This is a genomic window from Heliophilum fasciatum (assembly GCF_004341395.1).
Classification (GTDB): domain Bacteria; phylum Bacillota; class Desulfitobacteriia; order Heliobacteriales; family Heliobacteriaceae; genus Heliophilum; species Heliophilum fasciatum.
Window position 1 is genome coordinate 156,570 of the sequence record NZ_SLXT01000004.1, and the last position, 21,276, is coordinate 177,845.

Annotated in this window: 21 protein-coding genes; 20 read left to right on the forward strand and 1 reads right to left on the reverse strand. The window is 50.5% G+C overall.

Features of this window, described 5'->3' with window-relative positions; translation table 11 throughout:
• Position 1 precedes the first annotated feature (1 nt).
• The 20 genes from EDD73_RS03275 (at position 2) to EDD73_RS03370 (ending at position 20,465) form a co-directional block, all read left to right on the forward strand.
• Complete coding sequence (locus EDD73_RS03275) at positions 2–349, forward strand: ribosomal-processing cysteine protease Prp (protein WP_131918286.1); 348 nt, start codon at positions 2–4, stop codon at positions 347–349.
• The gene (rpmA, locus tag EDD73_RS03280; protein WP_131918288.1) at positions 343–621 is read left to right on the forward strand and encodes a 50S ribosomal protein L27; all 279 of its coding nucleotides are present in this window, start codon (positions 343–345) and stop codon (positions 619–621) included. Before EDD73_RS03275 ends, rpmA begins: the two co-directional genes overlap by 7 nt.
• A 221-nt stretch (positions 622–842) precedes the next feature.
• On the forward strand, positions 843–1,445 hold the full coding sequence (locus tag EDD73_RS03285) for a Spo0B domain-containing protein (protein WP_131918290.1): 603 nt from the start codon (positions 843–845) through the stop codon (positions 1,443–1,445).
• A gap of 41 nt (positions 1,446–1,486) precedes the next feature.
• The gene (obgE, locus tag EDD73_RS03290) at positions 1,487–2,797 is read left to right on the forward strand and encodes a GTPase ObgE (RefSeq protein ID WP_131918292.1); all 1,311 of its coding nucleotides are present in this window, start codon (positions 1,487–1,489) and stop codon (positions 2,795–2,797) included.
• An 85-nt stretch (positions 2,798–2,882) separates the two neighbouring features.
• Positions 2,883–3,722 carry a glutamate 5-kinase gene (gene proB / locus EDD73_RS03295; RefSeq protein WP_131918293.1) on the forward strand — a complete coding sequence of 280 codons (840 nt, stop codon included), beginning with the start codon at positions 2,883–2,885 and terminating at the stop codon, positions 3,720–3,722.
• Between the two features lie 89 nt (positions 3,723–3,811).
• Complete coding sequence (locus tag EDD73_RS03300; protein ID WP_131918295.1) at positions 3,812–5,068, forward strand: glutamate-5-semialdehyde dehydrogenase; 1,257 nt, start codon at positions 3,812–3,814, stop codon at positions 5,066–5,068.
• A gap of 3 nt (positions 5,069–5,071) precedes the next feature.
• On the forward strand, positions 5,072–5,671 hold the full coding sequence (gene nadD / locus EDD73_RS03305) for a nicotinate-nucleotide adenylyltransferase (protein ID WP_131918297.1): 600 nt from the start codon (positions 5,072–5,074) through the stop codon (positions 5,669–5,671).
• Between the two features lie 141 nt (positions 5,672–5,812).
• On the forward strand, positions 5,813–6,067 hold the full coding sequence (locus tag EDD73_RS03310; protein WP_131918298.1) for an RNA recognition motif domain-containing protein: 255 nt from the start codon (positions 5,813–5,815) through the stop codon (positions 6,065–6,067).
• A gap of 74 nt (positions 6,068–6,141) precedes the next feature.
• A complete protein-coding gene (gene yqeK / locus EDD73_RS03315; RefSeq protein ID WP_131918299.1) occupies positions 6,142–6,732 on the forward strand; it encodes a bis(5'-nucleosyl)-tetraphosphatase (symmetrical) YqeK in 591 nt (196 codons plus the stop codon).
• Positions 6,733–6,734: 2 nt separating this feature from the next.
• The gene (gene rsfS, locus EDD73_RS03320; RefSeq protein WP_131918301.1) at positions 6,735–7,100 is read left to right on the forward strand and encodes a ribosome silencing factor; all 366 of its coding nucleotides are present in this window, start codon (positions 6,735–6,737) and stop codon (positions 7,098–7,100) included.
• A gap of 91 nt (positions 7,101–7,191) precedes the next feature.
• On the forward strand, positions 7,192–7,947 hold the full coding sequence (locus tag EDD73_RS03325; RefSeq protein ID WP_131918302.1) for a class I SAM-dependent DNA methyltransferase: 756 nt from the start codon (positions 7,192–7,194) through the stop codon (positions 7,945–7,947).
• 34 nt (positions 7,948–7,981) lie between these two features.
• A complete protein-coding gene (locus tag EDD73_RS03330; RefSeq protein WP_207668792.1) occupies positions 7,982–8,605 on the forward strand; it encodes a DedA family protein in 624 nt (207 codons plus the stop codon).
• A gap of 32 nt (positions 8,606–8,637) precedes the next feature.
• Positions 8,638–11,226 carry a leucine--tRNA ligase gene (gene leuS / locus EDD73_RS03335; RefSeq protein ID WP_131918304.1) on the forward strand — a complete coding sequence of 863 codons (2,589 nt, stop codon included), beginning with the start codon at positions 8,638–8,640 and terminating at the stop codon, positions 11,224–11,226.
• Positions 11,227–11,618: 392 nt separating this feature from the next.
• On the forward strand, positions 11,619–13,556 hold the full coding sequence (locus EDD73_RS03340) for a polysaccharide biosynthesis protein (protein ID WP_131918305.1): 1,938 nt from the start codon (positions 11,619–11,621) through the stop codon (positions 13,554–13,556).
• A gap of 717 nt (positions 13,557–14,273) precedes the next feature.
• Entirely contained in the window at positions 14,274–14,954 is a 681-nt protein-coding gene (locus EDD73_RS03345) for a PIG-L deacetylase family protein (RefSeq protein ID WP_131918307.1), read from the forward strand.
• Positions 14,951–15,571 carry a sugar transferase gene (locus tag EDD73_RS03350; protein WP_243116772.1) on the forward strand — a complete coding sequence of 207 codons (621 nt, stop codon included), beginning with the start codon at positions 14,951–14,953 and terminating at the stop codon, positions 15,569–15,571. Before EDD73_RS03345 ends, EDD73_RS03350 begins: the two co-directional genes overlap by 4 nt.
• A 46-nt stretch (positions 15,572–15,617) precedes the next feature.
• The gene (locus EDD73_RS03355) at positions 15,618–16,844 is read left to right on the forward strand and encodes an alanine racemase (protein WP_207668793.1); all 1,227 of its coding nucleotides are present in this window, start codon (positions 15,618–15,620) and stop codon (positions 16,842–16,844) included.
• Positions 16,845–16,859: 15 nt separating this feature from the next.
• Complete coding sequence (locus EDD73_RS03360) at positions 16,860–17,927, forward strand: ATP-grasp domain-containing protein (protein WP_131918309.1); 1,068 nt, start codon at positions 16,860–16,862, stop codon at positions 17,925–17,927.
• A gap of 266 nt (positions 17,928–18,193) precedes the next feature.
• Positions 18,194–19,297, forward strand: coding sequence for a glycosyltransferase family 4 protein (locus EDD73_RS03365; RefSeq protein WP_131918311.1), 1,104 nt, complete (start codon positions 18,194–18,196; stop codon positions 19,295–19,297).
• A 1-nt stretch (position 19,298) separates the two neighbouring features.
• Positions 19,299–20,465: a polysaccharide pyruvyl transferase family protein gene (locus tag EDD73_RS03370; RefSeq protein WP_131918313.1), complete on the forward strand. Its 1,167-nt coding sequence runs from the start codon at positions 19,299–19,301 to the stop codon at positions 20,463–20,465.
• A gap of 373 nt (positions 20,466–20,838) precedes the next feature.
• Here the strand turns inward: EDD73_RS03370 and EDD73_RS03375 are convergent.
• Positions 20,839–21,276, reverse strand: a 438-nt coding sequence (locus tag EDD73_RS03375) for a transposase (protein ID WP_207668794.1), incomplete at its 5' end; no start/stop codon positions are given.

Here is a 21,276-nt window from a genome sequence, read left to right on the forward strand (position 1 = left end):
GATGGTAAAGGTCGAAATTTTCCACGATGATCAGGGACGCATCCTGGCCTTCAACGCCACCGGCCATGCCGGAGCGGCCCCGGCCGGGCAAGATATCGTTTGCGCCGGCGTCAGCGCCATTACGTTCACCGCCGTCAACGGCCTAGAACACTTTTTAGGTGCTGATGCTATAGAAGTGGAGGCCGGGAAACCGGGCAACCTCGCACTGCGCCTGCGTGACAGCCTCAGCCCCGAAGCAGCCGGAACCGCCCAGATCATTCTCGAGACGATGATGATCGGACTTGAGCATACGCAACAAAACTACCCGCGCTACCTGCTGGTGCGCAAAAGGAGGTGCCTTCCATGTTAATGATGAACCTGCAGTACTTCGCCCATAAAAAAGGTGTCGGTAGCTCCCGTAACGGTCGCGATTCCGAGTCGAAACGCCTGGGCGTCAAGAAAAGCGACGGTCAAGCCGTAATTCCCGGCAACATCATCGCTCGCCAACGGGGAACGCATTTTCATCCTGGCAACAACGTCGGCATCGGCAAAGATCACACGATCTTCGCTTTGATCGATGGCGTCGTCAAATTCGAACGCTTTGGCCGGGACAAGAAAAAAATCAGCGTTTACGCCGTGTAATCAACGCACAGAATCCCCCCGGAAGCATCCGGGGGTTTTTTTATACCCTAAAAAAAGCCTTTACATTGCAAAAACAGCGTCAGATGCTATACTTTGGGGTACAATCACTAGGAGAAGCACAGCATCGACGGTGCCAAGGAAGGGTCATAGCAGTATCCAAAACGACAACATTTGCACATCCCGCACAGGCAGTACCGTACCTATAATAGGGAGGAACAACAATGACCACGACGTTGGAGCAAGCCTTTGCACCGGGCGCAGAAGATTGGCTTGCCTTGTGGCGCCATCTTCGCCATGATCAAGTCAACCACATGCAAGTGATCCTGGGCTACTTGCAAATGGGCAGCACCGAACGGGCCATGAATTACGCGCGAACGACGGCCGCCCACCTGCAAGAAGCCGGCAATGTCCTGGCCATCGGCGTGCAGCCAGTCGCCATTGCCATAGTCATTGAAAGCCATCACTTGAGCCGGCAGGGAATTGAACTGACCGTGTATGTCGCCCGTGACTGGGATCCGGCCCCCTGGCAAAGCGAGGGAGCTGCGCGGCACCTGGCCCAGGCGGCCCTGACCGCGATTCAAAAGGCCATCGACCAGCGTAACCTAGGGAGGGACAATGCTGGCGCCGAAGACGAAAACCGGTGGAACGACGAAGAAAGCGAAGCCAACCAATTAAGCTTACGCTTTCAAGGCGGTAGCCCAACAACAGGCAACCCATCGGCAAGCACCCCACCGTCCCTCATCGCTTGCTGGACCCATGATCCCGACAACGTCGTTACGTACCCGCTAGACACCTTGGATCACATCGCCATCGACGCTTCCTAACACACCGCACCCCCGAACCACACAAAAGGAGCAAACCAAGCATGTTTTATGATCGCGCCAAAATCTACGTCAAAGGCGGCGACGGCGGCAACGGCATCGTCGCCTTTCGGCGAGAAAAATACGTTCCCCTCGGCGGACCGGCCGGCGGCGACGGCGGAGCCGGCGGCAGCGTCATCTTCATCGGTGACGAAGGCCTGCGCACCTTGATCGACTTTCGCTACCAAAAACACTACAAAGCCGAGCGCGGCGAACACGGCACCGGCAAAAACCAGTTCGGCAGCAACGGCGGCGACCGCATCGCCAAAGTGCCCGTCGGCACCGTGATCAAAGATGCCGACACCGGTGAACTGATCGCCGACATCACCGAAGAAGGCCAACGCGTCGTCGTCGCCAAAGGCGGCCGCGGCGGCCGAGGCAACACCAAATTCGCCACCGCCAACAACCCAGCACCAGGCTTTGCCGAAAACGGTGAACCCGGTCAAGAACGGTGGCTGGCCATGGAACTGAAACTACTCGCCGACGTAGGTCTCGTCGGTTTCCCCAACGCCGGCAAATCCACACTGATCGCCGCCGTCTCCGCAGCGCGGCCCAAAGTCGCCGACTATCCCTTTACCACCTTAGAACCTCATCTGGGCGTTGTCAGCGTCGAAGAAGGCAAAAGCTTCGTCCTCGCCGACATCCCCGGTTTGATCGAAGGCGCCCACAGCGGCGTCGGCTTAGGCCATGAATTCCTGCGCCATACTGAGCGGACCCGCCTCCTCATTCACGTCATCGACATCGCCGGCAGCGAAGGCCGGGACCCGCTGGAAGACTATGACATCATCGAACGCGAACTGGCGCTATATAAACCGGAACTGGCCGCCAAACCACGCATCATCGCCGCCAACAAAATGGATCTGCCCGAAGCCACTGAAAACCTGGCGCGGCTCCAAGCCAAAATCGGCGACACCGTCGAGATCTTCGCCGTTTCCGCCGCCACCAACCAGGGCCTTACCCCCCTCGTCTACGCCACCTACCGGAAACTCGAAGCGATCGCGCAAGAAGCGCCCGTGCCCATCGAGCCCAACAGCCATCTCGACGTCAAAGTCAGCGGCGCCAAAGCACCGCGCTTTACCATCAAAAAAGATCCCGACGGCACCTACATCGTTGGCGGTGCCGAAGTAGAGCGTCACCTGGCACGGACCAACTTCGACAACGAAGAGGCAGTGACACGGTTCCAGCGCATCCTCGACGTAATGGGCGTGGACCAAGCACTGCGCGATGCCGGCGCCAAACACGGCGACACGATCCGCATCAAGGAACTGGAATTCGACTTCTACGAATACGGCCACGACCTCGAAGAAGAGGAGTAATTGTCCCCACAGCATACCGCCATGGCAACCCCAAGGCATACCTGCACGGCAACCCCAAGGCATACCCCCAAGGAGTGACCCCCCTATGCGTTCTCGCCAAGAACTGGCCCAAGCCCGGCGCATCGTCGTCAAAGTCGGCACGAGCACCGTGACCCACAGCACCGGCAAGCTCAACCTGGAACAGATCGAAAAAATCGTCCGCCAGCTGGCCGATCTGGCCAACCGCGGCCACGAAGTCCTGCTCGTCACCTCCGGCGCCGTCGGAGCCGGTATGGGTCGGCTGGGCCTGCAGCAAAAACCCCAAACGATCCCGGAAAAACAAGCCTGCGCCGCCGTCGGCCAAGGCCTGCTCCTGCACATGTATGAAAAGATGTTTGCCGAATACGGCCAAATCGTCGCCCAAGTGCTCTTAACCCGCGACGACCTGGCTATTGAAAACCGCCATATCAACGCCGCCAACGCCCTGGAAGCCCTCCTGCGGTCCGGCGCCATACCGATCATCAATGAAAATGACACCGTCGCCGTCGACGAGATCCGCGTCGGCGATAACGACACCTTGTCGGCCCTCGTGGCCAGCCTCGTGCACAGCGACGTCCTGGTACTCCTGACCGACATTGACGGGCTCTACACGGCCAACCCGCGCCAAGATCCCGAGGCGCAACTGATCACCTACGTGGATGAAATCACGCCAGACATCACAGCCATGGCCGCCGGCGCCGGTTCCAAGCTGGGCACCGGCGGCATGACGACAAAACTGCAAGCCGCGTCCATCGCCGCCGATGCCGGCGCAGCCATGGTGATCGCCCGCAGTTCCTTGCCCAACGTCCTGCGCAAAATCATGGCCGGCGAACCGGTAGGTACTTTTTTTGCGGCCAAAGCCAGCCGCAAGACCACCCCTGAGGTTAACGCCGAGGCCAATGCTTGAGCCAACGCCAAGGCTAATGTCGGGGCCACCCCCGCACCGCACAACCCCACCTTGACCCCGACCCCTAACGGATAGGAGGAGGAACCCCAATGATCGCTTTTGAAGAACTAAGCCGCAAAGGCCAAAAAGCCAAAGATGCGGCCTATGAGTTAAGCACCTTTTCATCGATACAAAAAAACCAAGCCCTCCAAGCGATGGCCGACGCCTTAAAGGCCCAGCAAGACGAGATCCTGGCGGCCAACGCTATCGACGTCGAAGCAGGCAAGCAAAAAGGCATGTCCAAAGCGCTGCTCGATCGCTTGCTCCTAACACCCAAGCGCATCGACGAAATGGCCCAAGGCCTGATCGACCTGATCAGCCTGCCCGATCCGATCGGCGAAGTATTGAGCCAAAAACGCCGCCCCAACGGCCTGGAAATCGCCAAGATGCGGGTGCCCCTGGGCGTCGTCGGCATTATCTATGAAGCGCGGCCCAATGTGACCGTCGACGCCGCCGGCCTGTGCATCAAATCCGGTAACGCCACCTTGCTCCGCGGCGGTTCCGAAGCGATCCACTCCAACATCGCCTTGATCAAAGTCATTGCCGCCGCCGCCACCGCAGCTGGCCTGCCCGACGGCGCGATCCAACTGATCGAAGATACACGCCGCGAAGTGGCCCAGGCCATGATGACGATGAACGAATACATCGATGTGCTGATCCCCCGCGGCGGCGCCGGCTTGATCCAAACCGTCGTCAAAACGGCCACCGTCCCGGTCATCGAAACCGGCGTCGGCAACTGCCACATCTTTGTGGACAAAAGCGCCGATCTAACCATGGCCGAAAAGATCATCATCAATGCCAAAACCCAGCGCCCCGGCGTCTGCAACGCCATGGAAACGCTGCTGGTGCACGAAGAGGTAGCAGCCACCTTCCTGCCGCAAATCGCCCAAGCGCTGCAGCAAAAAAACGTAGAACTGCGCGGCTGCCCGCAAACCAGCAAAATCATCGCTGGCATCCAAGCAGCGACCGACGAAGACTACGCCACCGAGTTTCTCGATCTGATCCTGGCCGTACGCGTCGTGGCCCACTTTGACGAAGCCTTGGAACATATTCGCCGCTACAGCTCGGGCCACTCCGAAGCGATCATCACCAACGATTACAGCCGGGCACGCAAGTTTACCCAGCGCGTCGATGCCGCCGCCGTCTATGTCAACGCTTCCACACGCTTCACCGACGGCTCCCAGTTCGGCCTAGGCGCCGAGATCGGCATTTCCACACAAAAACTGCACAGCCGCGGACCGATGGGCCTGGAAGAGTTGACAACGATCAAATACATCGGCTACGGCGACGGCCAAGTGCGGGAGTAACCGATGCGCATTGGCATCATGGGCGGTACCTTCGACCCGATCCACTACGGCCACCTGGTCACGGCTGAAGCAGCGGCCGAACAATTTCAACTGGACACGGTGCTGTTTGTGCCGGCCGGTCAACCGCCCCATAAACATGCCCGAAAAGTCACCGACCCCTGGCGCCGGTACTACCTGACGGAACTGGCCATCCAAAGCAACCCGCGCTTTTGCTTATCCTCCATCGAGATCGAACGAAGCGGCATGAGCTACACTATCGACACGGTGCGCGCGCTGCAGGAAAGTTACGGCCCCGACGCCGACCTTTACTTTATCACCGGCGCCGACGCTCTCCTGGAAATCATGACATGGCATCGCATTGATGAATTGATCCGTTCCTGCTACTTTATCGCCGCCTACCGGCCCGGCTATGACCCGGAAGAACTGCATCGAGCCATCGCCGAGTGGCAAGGGCGGGGCGGTCGCTTTCACTTGCTGGAAGTACCGGCCCTGGCTATCTCCTCGACCGATATCCGGGAACGACGCCGGCAAAACCGCTCGATCAAATATCTCCTGCCGGAACCGGTCGAGCAAGCGATCATCGCCAACGGCGATTATCAATAAACGGCACTAGCGATAAACATCAACCAGCAATGAACCATGTATAACCCGCCCCCTTGCGGTCATACTAAAAGCGCAAGCGACAGTACGAAGGACAAAGGCGTCCCCCGTATCGTCCAAAGATCCGATGTGAGGTGAAAGTATTTGGCACGGACACTGTATGTAGGCAATCTCCCTTGGGCAACCAAGCCGGAACAATTGACGGACTTATTTGCCCCCTATGGGGAAGTGATCAGCAGCCGCATTATTACCGACCGTGAAACCGGTCGATCGCGCGGATTCGGCTTCGTCGAAGTCGGCGATCAAGAAGCCGAGCGCATGGTAGAAGCCATGAACGGCGCAGAGTTTGAAGGTCGTCAACTGACCGTCAACGAAGCCAAGCCGCGGCAAGGAGAGTAAAAGAGATAAATTCACACAGCCTCCTGGACCGCATGGTGCCAGGAGGCTAAAACCTGTTACGGGTGGGGAAGAGGATGAACCACAACCTTGTTGACCGGATTCAGCAGGACCTCACAGACGGCCTTAGCCCCCTGCGCTTGACCCACGTCCTGGGTGTAGCCGATACAGCCCGGCAGTTGGCCCTGCAGCACGGCCAAGACGCCGACCAAGCCTACCTGGCCGGCCTGCTCCATGACATTGCCCGCGAATGGGATTATGAACGACTCAAAGCCGCCAGCGCGCACCTGACGCTGCCCTTTGACCGCGAAGACCGGCAAAACAAAGAACTGCTCCATGCCTTTGTCGGCGCCGACATCGCCGCCAGGCACTACGGCGTGACCGATGAGCCGGTCCTGCAAGCGATTCGCTCCCATACACTGGCCCGCGCCGCCATGACACCGCTGGAACTGATCATTTTGATCAGCGACAAAATTGAGCCGAACCGCCATTATCCCGGCGTGGACGATTTGCGCCAATTGGCAACGCAGTCCTTGTTGCAAGCGGCCCTGGCTTGTCTCAACCAATCACTGACGATCACCATCAAACGCGGCATCGCCATCCACCTCTGGACAGTGGAAGCCCGCAACGATCTATTAACCCAAATAAAAAAACAAGGGGGACCCTAACCATGACTGATCCCAAAACCGTCGCCATCGCCATTGCCGAAGCGGCCTCCGAAAAAAAAGCCATGGACATTATGCTGCTGGACCTGCGGGAAAAATCCAACGTAACCGACTACTTTGTCATCTGCTCCGGCAACTCCGTACCGCAAGTGCAAGCCATCGCCCAAAACATTGAAGACAAAATGAAAGAAAGCGACCTGCGCGTCCTCCGTACCGAAGGCTATCGCGAAGGCCGCTGGGTACTGCTCGACTTTGGCAGTGTTGTCGTGCACATCTTCCGACCGGAAACGCGGGACTACTACTCCTTAGAGCGCCTCTGGGGCGATGCACCACGCGCCGTAGAACCGAACTTCAGCGAATTTGTGCAATAAAGCAGTGCTAACTTTTTTCTTCAAAGGTTGATAAACTAGTTTATCAATTCATCGGCTGATAATTCTATCGACAGAACCTGAGGTGCCCACCATGTACCAACAAATGGCCGACGTCTACGATCGCCTGATGAGCGATGTCGATTACGACGGTTGGATGCAGTTCACCGAAGCAGCCTTGCAAAAGTACAACTGCCGCCCCCGGCAAATCCTTGATCTTGCCTGCGGCACCGGCGCCATGACCGGGCGACTCTTACAGGCCGGCTACCGGGTGATCGGCGCCGACCAATCAACGGAAATGCTCTCCGTCAACGCGAACCGGCACGAAGACGCGATGCAGGGCGGACAACTTCTGCTCATCGCCCAGGACATGCGCAAGTTGGAACTCCATGCACCGGTCGATGCCGTCGTCTGCTACTTAGACAGCTTCAACTACCTCACCAGCGACACTGACCTACAGCAAACCTTTCAGCGCATCGCCCGCTGCCTCAAACCGGGCGGCCTGTTGCTTGCCGATATGCACAGCGAAACCAAAATCGCCCATGTGCTCGGCAACGAGACCTTCACCGAAGTGCATGACGATCTGGTCTACATCTGGTCCAATACATACGATGCGGATACCCGGACGGTGGATATGGACTTGCTGTTTTTCGTCAAGCAGGAAAAAGGCCTCTACGAGCGTTTTGAAGAAAGCCACCGCCAAACTTGGTTTTCAGAAGCGACGATCAAAGCCAGCTTACAAAAGGCAGGCTTGCCCGTTCGCGGTTTCTACGGCGACAAGCAAGGCGGACCGGTCACGGAAAGCACAGAACGATATTTTTTCATCGCCCAACGGGAAGAAACATCGTAAATCATAGAAAAATCCAAGCTGAAGGAGCATTACTGTGAGTCAAATCATCCAAGCGATCGAAGGTTTCCTGACCCAGATCGTTACCTATCTTAACTCCTTCGGTTACCCCGGAGTCACCATCGGCATGGCCATAGAAAGCGCCTGCATCCCCTTACCGTCAGAGATCATCATGCCCCTGGGCGGTTACATGGCCTATCAAGGTACGATGACCCTCCTGGGCGTAGCCTTGGCCGGCACGATCGGTAACGTCATTGGCTCGCTGGTGGCCTACTACGCCGGACGTCAACTGGGTGCTGAGTTTATCTTTCGCTACTTTGGCTGGCTGATCTCCCGCAGTGAATACGGGGCAGCCGAACGGTGGTTTGCCCGCTGGGGCGACCGAGCCATCTTCATCAGCCGCATGCTGCCGGTGATTCGCACCTTTATCTCCCTGCCGGCAGGCATCGCCAAGATGGACGTCAAAAAGTTTACCCTCTATACCTTCGTCGGCTCCTTTCCCTGGTGCTTGGGGCTGGCCTACATCGGCTACGCACTCGGCGAAAACTGGCAGTCCATACGCAAATACGGCCATGACATCGATATCGTGATCATTTCCGCCATTGCGCTCGTCTTTGCTTGGTGGTTGTGGCACAAGATCAAAGACGCCCGTTCGGCGTAATCCAGAAGATTCCGAGGATACAGGAGGATATCATGCAAGAGCGTTACGATTTTCAAGCGATAGAACCGCAGTGGCAGCAACAATGGCAGGACGAGCATATCTACCGCGTCACCGAAGACCCGGCCAAGCCCAAATACTACTGCCTGGAAATGTTCCCGTACCCATCAGGCAACTTGCACATGGGCCACGTACGCAACTACTCCATCGGCGACGTGGTGGCCCGTTTTAAGACCATGCAAGGCTTCAACGTGCTCCATCCCATGGGTTGGGACGCCTTTGGCCTCCCGGCCGAAAACGCGGCGATCAAACACGGCGTACCACCGGCCGATTGGACGAAAAGCAACATCGCCAACATGCGCACCCAACTCAAGACGATGGGCCTTTCTTACGACTGGGATCGGGAAGTGGCTACCTGCACCCCCGAGTACTATAAGTGGACCCAGTGGCTGTTCTTGCAATTCTACAACGCCGGCCTGGCCTACAAGAAAAAAGCCAACGTCAACTGGTGTCCTTCCTGCGCCACTGTGCTGGCCAACGAGCAAGTGGTGGAAGGCGCCTGCGAACGCTGCGACAGCACCGTCGAGAAAAAAGCGCTGGAACAGTGGTTTTTCCGCATCACCGACTATGCCCAGCGCCTAATTGACGATCTGGAAAAACTGCCCGGCTGGCCCGACAAAGTCAAGACGATGCAGGAAAACTGGATCGGCCGCTCGGAAGGCGTGGAGATGGATTTTCCCTTGCCAAGCCCCATCGGCGGTTTTGACAAACTGACGGTCTACACGACCCGGCAAGACACGATCTACGGCGTCACCTATTTGGTCCTGGCGCCGGAGCATCCGCTGGTGGAACATTTGCTCCAAAACAACCCCAAAGAAGCGGAAATCCGCGCGTTTATCAAAAAAGTCCTCGGCCAAAGCGAAATCCTGCGCACCGCTACCGATACGGAAAAAGAAGGCATCTTCACCGGCCACTACTGCCAAAACCCGGTGACGGGCGAACCAGTAGCCATCTGGCTGGCCAACTATGTCCTGGCCGAATACGGCACCGGCGCCGTCATGGGCGTACCGACGCACGATCAGCGGGACTTTGAATTTGCCCAAAAATATGCCTTGCCCTTGAAGGTCGTCATCCAGCCGGTCGGCGTGCCCGATCTGGTGGCTGATGACATGGACCACGCCTATGAAGATGAGGGCGTTCTGGTCAACTCGGACCGCTTTAACGGCATGAACAACAACGATGCCCTGGCGGCCATCGCCGCTTACGTGGAAGAAACGGGCAAAGGGGTACGCAAAGTCAACTTCCGCCTGCGCGACTGGCTGATCTCGCGCCAGCGCTACTGGGGCGCACCGATTCCGATCGTCTACTGCGACAAGTGCGGCGAAGTGGCTGTACCGGATCAAGACTTGCCGGTGATCTTGCCGAACGATGTGGAGTTTAAGCCCAACGGCGAATCGCCCTTAAAGTCGCGGCCCGACTTTGTCCATACGACCTGTCCGAAGTGCGGCGGCCCGGCCCAGCGGGAAACAGATACCATGGACACGTTCGTCTGCTCCAGCTGGTACTACCTGCGCTACACGGCGCCTTACTCCGATAAGGATGCCTTCGAGCGTTCGGCCGTGGACTACTGGATGAACGTTGACCAGTATATCGGCGGTGTAGAGCATGCCATCTTGCACCTCTTGTACTCGCGTTTCTTTACCAAAGTACTTCATGATCTCAACTTGGTGGCGGTGGACGAGCCCTTTGCGAACCTCTTGACGCAAGGCATGGTGCTCCTGGGCGGCTCGAAGATGTCCAAGTCCAAAGGCAATACGGTCTCGCCGGAAGAGATCATCGCCAAGTACGGCGCTGATACGGCCCGCTTGTTTATCCTCTTTGCAGCGCCGCCGGAACGGGACCTGGAATGGAGCGACCGCGGCGTCGAAGGGGCGCACCGCTTCTTGAACCGCGTCTGGCGCCTTGTGCAGGCTTATTACCCCGGTGAAGAAGCAAGCACAGCCGGCGCGGAAGCAAGTACTGAAACCGGCAATGAAGCAAGCGATGGAAAAAGCAGAATTTCCTTGCAGCAAATCGCATCCTTGCTGATCACCAACCCCGACGTAGCTTCCTTAAACAGCGATGATCGCGAACTGGTGCGCATGGCCCACGTGACGGTCAAACGGGTGACCGAAGACATCGGTCAGCGCTTTAACTTCAACACGGCCGTCTCGGCGATCATGGAACTGGTCAACGCCCTTTATCTCTACAAAGACAAAGTAGCACCGAAAGCGCAGAACTTGTCGCTCATTAAAGATGCACTGGCGCGGCTGATCCTCGTGCTGGCACCCTTTGCGCCCCATATCAGCGAAGAACTGTGGCAAGCGATCGGTGGCTCCGGTTCGGTTCATCAACAAAGCTGGCCAAGCTATGATCCGGCGGCGCTGGTACAAGACCAAGTGCCTGTAGTCGTGCAGATCAACGGCAAAGTGCGGGAAAAACTGCAACTGCCCAACGGCCTGGACGGCGAAGCGCTGCAAGCGGCGGCCATGGATAACCAGCGTGTACAAGAATTGATCCAGGGCAAGACGATCGTTAAGGTAATCACCGTACCGAACAAACTCGTCAATATTGTCGTGCGCTAGCCGATGGCTAGGCATCCAACCTTACGCAAATGCGTAAGGTTTTTTTATGGAGACAAGCGCATAGAAATATGGTAGGATAATTTCACTTAATTAAAATCGTATTTTGAAAAGTTGGAATCGAATTAACAAAAAAATAACCGGAAGAAAAGTAGGTATTGCCGGTCAAAAGCAGGCAGAAACTGTAGATTTGATTCAGAGCGAATAAGGAAGAAAGATGTAGGTCTTGGGGCTTAATCCATCTTCTTGACTTCGCCATAGGGGGACGGAGCTACAAAAATATGATAGAATGCATAACAGAATGGAATCTGGATTTTGTTTGCAGGAAGTGAACAAAGTTAGTATACACAACGTATTGAGCACTTGAGAAAGTTCACATAAAGGGTGAGGGCACAATGATTCCATTAGTCGATTTCCGCAACAACCCGGCGCGCCGATTGATTGTCATTCTTTTTGATGCCAGTGTGGTGGTATTTTCGTTACTAATGGCCTACTACCTACGCTTTGACCTACGGATTCCCGAACATGAGTGGCGCTATCTCAGCCGCATCCTACCGTGGGGTGTGGCTTGCTTTATGTCAGCGTTTTTGCTTTGCGGAATCTATACAACAGTGTGGCGCTATGCCAGTGTGCGCGATGCATGGCGGATCGTAAAGGCCATCGGCTTAGGGTTGGGGGCACTTTTTTTCATTGATTTTGTCACGCCGGGGCAAACGATACCACGCAGTGTCTATGTGATCGCCGGAATGCTCCTGGTGCTGGGTATGGGCGCATCGCGGTTCGGTTGGCGCGTCTATTGTGAGTGGAAATACGGTCTCTTTGCGCCGATCACCGTAGGCAAGCGGCGCAACACCTTGATCGTCGGCGCCGGAGCCGGCGGTGTACTGGTGGCCCGGGAACTGCGCAAAGTATCATCGAAGATGTTGCCGATCGGCTTTATAGATGACGAAACGACCAAGCTGGGCAAGCGCATCCAAGGGTTGAAGGTGCTCGGTTCTACAGAGGAAATTGCCGATTTGGTGGATCAGTACATGATTGAAGAGATTATCATCGCCATGCCTTCCGTGGTCGGGGCAAAACTAAAGCGCATCGTCGAGTTATGTAAGCAAACACGGGCGAATCTACAGATCTTGCCGAACATCGGCGATCTGGTCAGCGGTAAAGTAAGCGTCAGCAAGCTACGGAACGTGGAAGTGGAAGACCTCCTCGGTAGAGAACCAGTGGTCACGGACTTTCAGCGCATCGCGACGTACTTACATAAAAAAACCGTCCTGGTGACGGGGGCTGGTGGTTCTATCGGTGGTGAACTGGTTCGGCAGATCGCTGCGATCGGGCCGGCGAGCATGGTCTTGATTGGGCAAGGGGAAAACAGCATCCACCAAATGGAGCAGGAGATGCGCGACCGGTACCCACGATTAGTGCTCCATACATACATCGCTGATGTGAAAAACCGTCATGTGATCAGTCGCATCTTTGAAGAGCATCAGCCGGACGCGGTCTTTCATGCAGCAGCACATAAGCATGTGCCCCTGATGGAAAAGCAACCGGAAGAAGCAGTGAAAAACAACGCTTGGGGAACGAAAGTGCTTGCCGAACTGGCGTTGCAGTTCGGCGTGGAATGCTTTGTCATGATCTCCAGTGACAAAGCAGTACGACCCACATCGGCCATGGGCGCATCGAAGCGATTTGCTGAGTTGGTTGTTCAGCATTACGCTGCTGAAGCGATGAAAAAAGGCAGCGATAAACCATCCACACGGTTTGCGGTGGTGCGCTTTGGCAATGTCCTCGGCAGTCGTGGTTCGGTGGTACCGATCTTTAAGCGGCAGATCGCCCAGGGTGGGCCGGTGACGGTAACCCATCCCGATATGGTGCGTTACTTTATGACGATTCCCAAAGCTGTAGCCTTAGTTCTGCAAGCAGGAGCACAGGCCCACGGTGGCGAAATATTCGTACTGGATATGGGGGAGCCGGTGAAGATTGCTGATCTGGCGAAAGATCTAATCCGTCTTTCCGGTCTGGAACCGATGATTGAGATTCCGATCGTCTATACAGGGATGCGTCCTGGTGAAAAGCTTTACGAAGAACTCAGCCACGAAGGGGAAAGCTTAGAGCAGACCAGCCATGAACGAATCATGCGGATCAGCGATTGCATCGGGGCGTACTGCGGATCGCCGGTACCGATTCAGCGCTTGGTCAGAATGAGTGAGCAGGATATGATGCGTTTGAGCCGGGAAGAAGCAGTAAGGCAGTTGGAATTGGTGAATCCGGGGTACCACTGGGACGGAGCGCCAAGCATTTGCCGAGCAGAGCGTGTAAAGATGGCAGAGAGTTAAGGGTTACAAAGGATGTACCTTCTCTGAAAGAGAGTACGGTTAGGTCAATCTAACTCGTATGAAGAGAAGAAGGCCTGTCTACTGACCGGCCAATTGTGTGAAGGAACCAGCCCCGAGCTTGGTGTTAGAGTCTGTGAGCATTATGCTTGATTCGACCCTGCAAGGGGCTTTTGACTTTTTAGAAGGGGTTAGCAACGCACATCAGTGATAAAAGATATGAAATGCAATATACTCAGGAATCATTTGCCCCCAACTGGATCGCTCTGCTGGGTACGAATGTGAATGAGAATGAGAATGAGGTGGCTCTGAAGGCGATTGCCCTTTCGGCAGTAGCTTGTCATCAGGAACGGTAGCCATTCATATGGCGCTGTTTGTTGCCGGCGTGGGAACCGGTGATATCGTCTTTTGTTAGAGCTTGACTTTTTGCGGTGACGACCAATCCGATCATCTACCAAAAGGCCATACCAGTATTTATCGACAGTGATTAAAAGTCGTGGAACATGTTTCCGAAGGCTCTGAAAAGATGCGGTCAAGTCTATAGGTACTTAGTTATCGAGACAAGCATACAGGGACAATTGATGACTATGGCATTTTTTCATTACATGTGCGTAGGCAGTCAAGCACAGGGTTAAATTGGCAGATTAGCTCATTACGATTTCAGTGATGTAATATAAATATAGTTTTTTATAAAAACGAGATGGAAGATGGAGAGATATCATGAACTACTTGTTTGTTGTAGCGCACCCTGACGATGAGGTTCTCGGAGCAGGAGCGACAATACATAAGCATGCTAAAGAGGGACACAAAGTTGATGTGTGCATTATGAATGTTAAGGCAGAAGCTAGAGCCAAACGTCCTGCTGATGATATTCTCAATTCGGAGATGGAAATGAGTAATTCAGTGTTAGGTGTTCATCGCATCTATCAAGGCCCGTTCCCTAACATGAAAATGAATACCGTGCCACATTTGGAGATGGTTCAGTTTATAGAGCAGGCAATCTTGTCCTCTCAGCCCGATGTAATCATTACACATCATCCTGCTGATACAAATAATGATCACTTGCATACCTCTATGGCTTGTCAGGCAGCTCTTCGATTGTTCCAACGTCGTACCGATGTGAAGTCGGTGTCTGAATTCTGGTTCATGGAAACATCATCGTCCACGGATTGGTCAGTTAACAGCGCAATGAATCGTTTCCAGCCAAATACCTTCATAGAGGTTAGTCTGGAAGGAGTTGAGGCGAAGATAACGGCGCTGTCTGCATACCGTGGTGTAATGCGTCCATATCCACATCCACGTTCTGAGGAAGCAATCAAAGGCTTAGCAGCCTACCGTGGCTCACAGTCTGGTTTGAATTATGCAGAAGCTTTTGAGTGTGTGTTTAGGAGGCATGTGTGATATATAGAAAATTCATAAAAAGACCCCTTGATTTCATGCTTTCATTGATAGGCATTATTATTCTGTTGCCAGTATATATGATTATTGCGACTCTTGTGAGAATTAAGATGGGATCTCCTATTCTGTTTTCACAGGAACGTATTGGGGTAAATGAGAAAGTGTTTAAGTTATATAAGTTTCGTTCAATGACGGAAGAACTAGATGCTGATGGGAACTTACTTGATGAGACAAATAGGTTAACAAAATTTGGTGCTTTTATTCGTAGCTCTTCACTCGATGAACTCCCGGAACTTTTCCTAATTCTAACAGGAAAAATGTCAATTATTGGGCCAAGACCACTGCCTACATATTACGGGCCTTTCTTCCATGAAGATGAGCGTGTAAGACACACTGTGAGAGGGGGACTTCTCCCGCCAGATAGTTTGTCCGGAAAACCGGTAACAACTTGGGAAGAACAGTTTGAGTATGAGACATATTACGCAAAAAATGTATCTTTTATCCTTGATTTGAAGATTTTGTACACAACTCTAAAGATATTGGTGAAGAGGTTCACCACAAATTATGGTTCAGATTTTAGACCTCATTTGAATGTTTATCGTACAAATGAAAGGGCATAGCACGAGATTAGTGTAGATTAAGTTTAAAGGGTAAGGTAGACGAGAAATGAACAATAGAATGTTACAATCTGTTCAAAAAAAATACAATAAAACCCCGTTCTATTTGTTTGATGAACAGGGATTCATTAATAACTATAATGAAATGCTTGATGCTTTTCGTGCTATATATACGAAGTACCAAATTTCATACTCCTATAAGACTAATTATACTCCTTATATTTGTAATCTTGTAAAGAGATTAGGCGGTCATGCCGAAGTTGTTTCTGATATGGAGTATGAACTGGCAAGAAAACTAGGATATCCAGAGGAACAGATAGTATTTAACGGACCCGTGAAAGGTGCACGTCTAGAAGAACATTTAGAGAACGGCGGAATCATTAATATTGATAATTACGACGAAGCAAAGCGTATCTGTGATTACGCAACCTTGCATATAGCTCACCAATATAAAGTAGGTTTAAGAATTAATCTTGACGTTAGTGGTGTATTTATTTCACGTTTTGGATTTGAACCTGAGAGCGAAGAACTACATAAGACTACCCAACTATTAAAAGATCATCCCAATATACAACTCGTCGGTTTGCACTGCCATATAAGTCGTGCGCGAGGAATTGAAGCATGGCGTAAGAGGGTAGAGATCATGCTGAAGGCCACTGAAAAATATATTGATGGAGTACCGGAATATATCAGCTTAGGTAGTGGAATGTTCGGAAAAATGCCTGAAGCTTTAGAGGCTCAGTTTGGAAGCAATATCCCAACTTACAAAGATTATGCTAAGGCAGTAATCAAACCGATTGCTGATCATTACTCGCACATCCCTGAAGAAAAGAAACCAATCTTATATACAGAGCCCGGCACAACTATAGTGGCAAGGTATATAAGTTTTGTTACTAAAATCCTGAACATAAAAACGATTCGTGGTCGCAATATGGCAACTGTCGACGGCAGTTACCTCAATGTAGGAGAGATTTGTACATTGAAGAATTTACCTGTGATCGTGAAAGAGAGCGGTCAAGACAGGCATCACTATGATGCCATCGATATTATGGGCTTTACATGCTTGGAACAGGACTGTATTTATAAAGACTATTCAGGTGAACTAGCTGTCGGAGATATTCTAACTTTTGAGAATGTTGGCGGATACTCCATCGTTTCTAAGCCGCAGTTCATTAAACCTAACAGTCCGATGTTCAGCGTTAATAAGGAATATGAAGTTAAAGAAATAATGAGAGAAGAGACCTTTGACGATGTTTTCTCTAAATTCAATCTTTGATGAGGGATACTTTTGATGAAAGATATAACAGTTTTAAGCACAGCCTGTGGAGCAATATTCATGCCTGGCTTTTTCCGTTGCCTTAAAGGAAATGGGGAAAGAAATATTAGAATAATAGGTTGTGATATAACCGACAGTCCATTTATGAATGCAATTGTAGATAAGTACTACCAAGTGTCGCACTATACGGATGAAGCATATGTAGATAATCTTCTTAAGGTATGCAGATTAGAAAAAGTCGATATTTTATTTCCGCACCTTTCTATGGAACTAGACATTGTAAGAGTGAGATTGGTAGATTTCGAGAGAATCGGGGTCAAAGTGGCTGTAAGTGCAAATGAGAGCCTTTCTATTGCGAATAACAAATACTTATTATACGAAATAATGAAAAAAAATAACATAAAAGCACCCAAGCATTATTTAGTCGATTCAAAGAAATCTTTGGTAGATGCAGCTACAAAACTTGGATATCCGGAAAAGTCTGTATGTATAAAGATTGCAAAGAGTAGCGGAAGTCGTGGAGTTAGAATTCTAAGTGCTCATAAATCGAAAGCTGATATTTTTCTTAACGATAAGCCTAACTCTTTATATATAACGCTTGACGAAATGTGTGAGATTGTAGATGAATTCTTTAGAGTGCCAGAAATGTTTGCTATGGAATTCTTGCCCGGATGCGAATACACGGTAGATTTGTTGTCTGACCGGGGGAAAGTCCTATACATCGCCGGTCGGCATAATACCGTAAGCTCTATGAGTATAGCACAGGAGAGCATAGTAGAGGAAAGGGAAGATGCATTTGAACTGTGTAGAAAAATAGTAGATATCCTCAAATTAGATGGTAATATCGGATTCGATTTTATGCTTGATGAAAATGACAATCCTGTGCTTACAGATTTGAATCCACGAATCACAGCTACAATTGTTCTTTATGCAGCGGCAGGGATTAACCTTCCATATTTGAGAGTAAAGCAACTGTTGGGTGAAGAACTGCCAAAGAATGTGAAAGCAAGATGCGGCGTCCGACTCGCTCGCAAGTATAATGATCTCCTAATAGACGAGAGTGGTGTTTTGGTAGAGATATAAGACAAATTCATTCGTGATCGGTTAACCATATATAGTGAAATTTATTCAATGAATTCACCACATTGAAAATGCTGATACATGATCCCAAGGCGGAAGGGGAGCTTTATTGTGGGTATTCTTCCTTATAATTGCAACAATGACTGGGAAATGTTGCAAGAAGGAGGAATTAACGAAATCAACGAATGGAATACGTGTCGTTTTCTTGGGGTGAATTTGGTTAACCGAACACGAATGAAGACAAATTAATTCCTGAATATGAGGTTTGTATGGCAATAATAATGATGATATCCCCTAAAGATAATAATTTTTATAATTTTCGACGTGAATTGATAGAGAAATTAATTAAAAATAAATACGAAGTATATTTGGTCTGCCCATATGGGAAAAAAATGGATTGCTTCATCGAAATGGGATGTAAATTCATTAACTTGACAATTGATCGTAGAGGGACTAATCCCCTAAAGGATTTACAGCAAATTCGTTTCTACGTTGATATCTTGAAAAAATATAAACCGGATTTAGTACTGACCTACACAACAAAATGTTCTATATATGGTGGAATAGCCTGTGGGCTAACAAAAACCAAGTACATTGTTAATAATGCTGGATTAATTGATACGAGTACTTATCCGTGGTGGTTGAAGTTTATCTTAGATACGCTTTATAGGCTCGGTTTCCGAAAAGCATCCTGCATGATGTATCAGAACAGCCAAGAAAGAGACTACATGAACCGAATTCTGCGCAATAAGGTAAATTACCATGATATTCCGGGTTCGGGAGTAAATGTGGCAGAGTTCTCGTATCAACAGTATCCTGAAGATGACAGCAGCATTACTTTTAACTTTGTGGCACGTATAGTTAAAATTAAAGGAATTGATGAGTTCCTCGAGTGTGCTAAGCGAATACATAGCGAATATTCCAATACACGTTTTATAATCTACGGTGATTACGATGACGATAAATATAAGGTTAAGCTAGACGAGTATATCAAGTGCGGTTATATAGAGTATGGTGGTGTTCTGCTTGATATGAAGTCGGCTATTGCTTCAGCTCATGCAGTGATTCATCCAAGTTATTATGAAGGGATGACAAATGTCGTTCTTGAGCACAGTGCAATGGGGCGGGTGTGTATTGGTTCCGATATTCCCGGTGTCAATGATGCTATTGAGAATGGTGTGACGGGATATACATTTCCACGCAAGGATGTTGGGGCTCTAGTTGAAACGGTTAGGACATTTATCGAACTGCCGCATGAGCGGAAAGAAACAATGGGTCGAACTGCAAGAGAAAAAGTGGAGAGAGAGTTTGACCGAAGCATTGTGACTAACGTTTACTTGGAAGAGATAGAAAAGGTATTGATGGAGGACTGAAATGGGAGTAATCGGATTGACTGTTGTAACCTATAAAGATAACTTCGGCAGTGCATTGCAGACATATGCGACACAATATGCCATAAGAAAGCTAGGTTACGATACTAAAGTGTTTGACATGTCGGGAATCAGACGAAGCATTCAAATGCGTAAAATATGCTACTACTTCAGTAGATTGCTAAGTAAGGATGAGCGAGAGTATGTGATAAGAAATGCTTTGTCAAAAAAGGCAAACTGGGTAGAAGAGTCATATTCGAAAAATATGCGTATTAGGCATGAAGAGTATAGAAAATTTTATAGCAATAAATTGAGTTTCTTTCCTAGGGCTTCGTCATGGAAACAGTTGAGCGAACAATCAAAAGAGTGCGAAGCTGTTGTTGTTGGTAGCGATCAGTTATGGGGTGCGGCTAATGTCGCAGCGAAGTATTTCACGCTTGAGTTTGTACCTGACACGATAAAAAAGATAGCTTATTCAACCAGTTTTGGTACTTCTGTATTACCGAGGCAGTTACACGCTCATGTTAAAAATTTCATAAACAGGATTGATCATGTTAGTGTACGGGAAACCGCTGGTCAGAATATTATTAAAGAAATCACCAACAGGGATGTATCGGTGGTCTGCGATCCGACAATGTTGCTTACGGCGGAAGAATGGATGGAAATTCAAGATGAAAAACCTTTTGCTGAGGGGGATTATATTCTCTGTTATCTTATGGGAGATAACCCGGAACAACGAACATTCATAAAACGCCTTAAAGAACAAACTAACTACCGGATTATTGGACTCCTTCACGGGAGCACATATATATCATCTGATGAAAGTTTTGCTGATGAAAGTCCATATAATGTGGGTCCTGGAGAGTTCATTAACCTAATTAGAAATGCAAAATATATGTGTACCGACTCGTTCCACGGCTGTGTGTTTTCGATACTAAGCAATACCCCGTTCTTTGCATTTAGGCGCGAGCGGGACAGTAGCAAGTTTTCAACTAACAGCAGATTATATACCCTGCTATCTTGGACTGGGCTTAATGATAGAATTATCACAGGGGATGAAGATGTTGGAGAGTGCTCGTTAATGGATATTGACTGGGCATCTGTCAATGAAAAGGTAAATGAGAACAGGAAAGCTTCTTTTGCTTATCTCGAAAACGCTTTATCAGATTGAAATGGGGGTAACTGTAGCGGATTTATTTAATGCTAGATCCGTATTCAGTTACCGTGCCTATAGACGCATTCAGCGCCTGAATCATTTTGATGATGCGGGGCAGCTTTTTGCGATTCGTTTCTGCGGAGATAGTTATTTACGGGAAAAAATCACTAAAACGCCTTTGTCCTATCGAAAATACGAGCATTTGTAGTGATTTAGTTGTTATATAGAGTCCGTCTAGGAACCTAATGAAAATAAGCATGGTATTCGTTGAAACTGTGTTTTTTCCAAATTAATCAAGAAAGTAGCCACAAAACGCACCGTGTTCCCATCGTTTTGCCCACCCATTCGAGGCATTGCCTCAAAATGGGCAGATCTCCCCCAGGGAGGATCATGCGACTTTTTTGAAAGTGATACTTCGCGCCGTATGCATATCCAATTCTAACGGATTTTTTTTATCCCAACATCGACGATTGAGTTTATTCAGGTTCGCCCCTAACGCTTTCATGCGTGCGGCAAAAGCGAGCTTGCGTTGGCCCCAATAGCGGACACGACGCAGGCCATAGTGATGAAGGAGTTCGTTCTGCTTCGCTTCAATCCGACCGCGAAGGCGCATTTGCTCCCGATAGGTATCGGTCTGGGCATGGCGGGCTGCTTCTAGTAGCGTGTCAAAAGCGTGATGAACAAAGACGGTGCGCTTCTTTTTCCCCTTGAAGCACGTGGTGTAATGGGGGCAATGTTTGCAACCATAGGTTTTTGCTGTGATGTTGAAGTTCCTGCCATCCTCCACGTCGTTGAACGAAGTGATCCGTTTGCCGTTCGGGCAGAT

Bases quoted from the DNA above. Each gene is read 5' to 3' on its own strand.
- EDD73_RS03275 (WP_131918286.1), top strand. From the start codon at position 2: ATGGTAAAGGTCGAAATTTTCCACGATGATCAGGGACGCATCCTGGCC.
- rpmA (WP_131918288.1), top strand. From the start codon at position 343: ATGTTAATGATGAACCTGCAGTACTTCGCCCATAAAAAAGGTGTCGGT.
- EDD73_RS03285 (WP_131918290.1), top strand. From the start codon at position 843: ATGACCACGACGTTGGAGCAAGCCTTTGCACCGGGCGCAGAAGATTGG.
- obgE (WP_131918292.1), top strand. From the start codon at position 1,487: ATGTTTTATGATCGCGCCAAAATCTACGTCAAAGGCGGCGACGGCGGC.
- proB (WP_131918293.1), top strand. From the start codon at position 2,883: ATGCGTTCTCGCCAAGAACTGGCCCAAGCCCGGCGCATCGTCGTCAAA.
- EDD73_RS03300 (WP_131918295.1), top strand. From the start codon at position 3,812: ATGATCGCTTTTGAAGAACTAAGCCGCAAAGGCCAAAAAGCCAAAGAT.
- nadD (WP_131918297.1), top strand. From the start codon at position 5,072: ATGCGCATTGGCATCATGGGCGGTACCTTCGACCCGATCCACTACGGC.
- yqeK (WP_131918299.1), top strand. From the start codon at position 6,142: ATGAACCACAACCTTGTTGACCGGATTCAGCAGGACCTCACAGACGGC.
- rsfS (WP_131918301.1), top strand. From the start codon at position 6,735: ATGACTGATCCCAAAACCGTCGCCATCGCCATTGCCGAAGCGGCCTCC.
- EDD73_RS03325 (WP_131918302.1), top strand. From the start codon at position 7,192: ATGTACCAACAAATGGCCGACGTCTACGATCGCCTGATGAGCGATGTC.
- leuS (WP_131918304.1), top strand. From the start codon at position 8,638: ATGCAAGAGCGTTACGATTTTCAAGCGATAGAACCGCAGTGGCAGCAA.
- EDD73_RS03340 (WP_131918305.1), top strand. From the start codon at position 11,619: ATGATTCCATTAGTCGATTTCCGCAACAACCCGGCGCGCCGATTGATT.
- EDD73_RS03345 (WP_131918307.1), top strand. From the start codon at position 14,274: ATGAACTACTTGTTTGTTGTAGCGCACCCTGACGATGAGGTTCTCGGA.
- EDD73_RS03355 (WP_207668793.1), top strand. From the start codon at position 15,618: ATGAACAATAGAATGTTACAATCTGTTCAAAAAAAATACAATAAAACC.
- EDD73_RS03360 (WP_131918309.1), top strand. From the start codon at position 16,860: ATGAAAGATATAACAGTTTTAAGCACAGCCTGTGGAGCAATATTCATG.
- EDD73_RS03365 (WP_131918311.1), top strand. From the start codon at position 18,194: ATGGCAATAATAATGATGATATCCCCTAAAGATAATAATTTTTATAAT.
- EDD73_RS03370 (WP_131918313.1), top strand. From the start codon at position 19,299: ATGGGAGTAATCGGATTGACTGTTGTAACCTATAAAGATAACTTCGGC.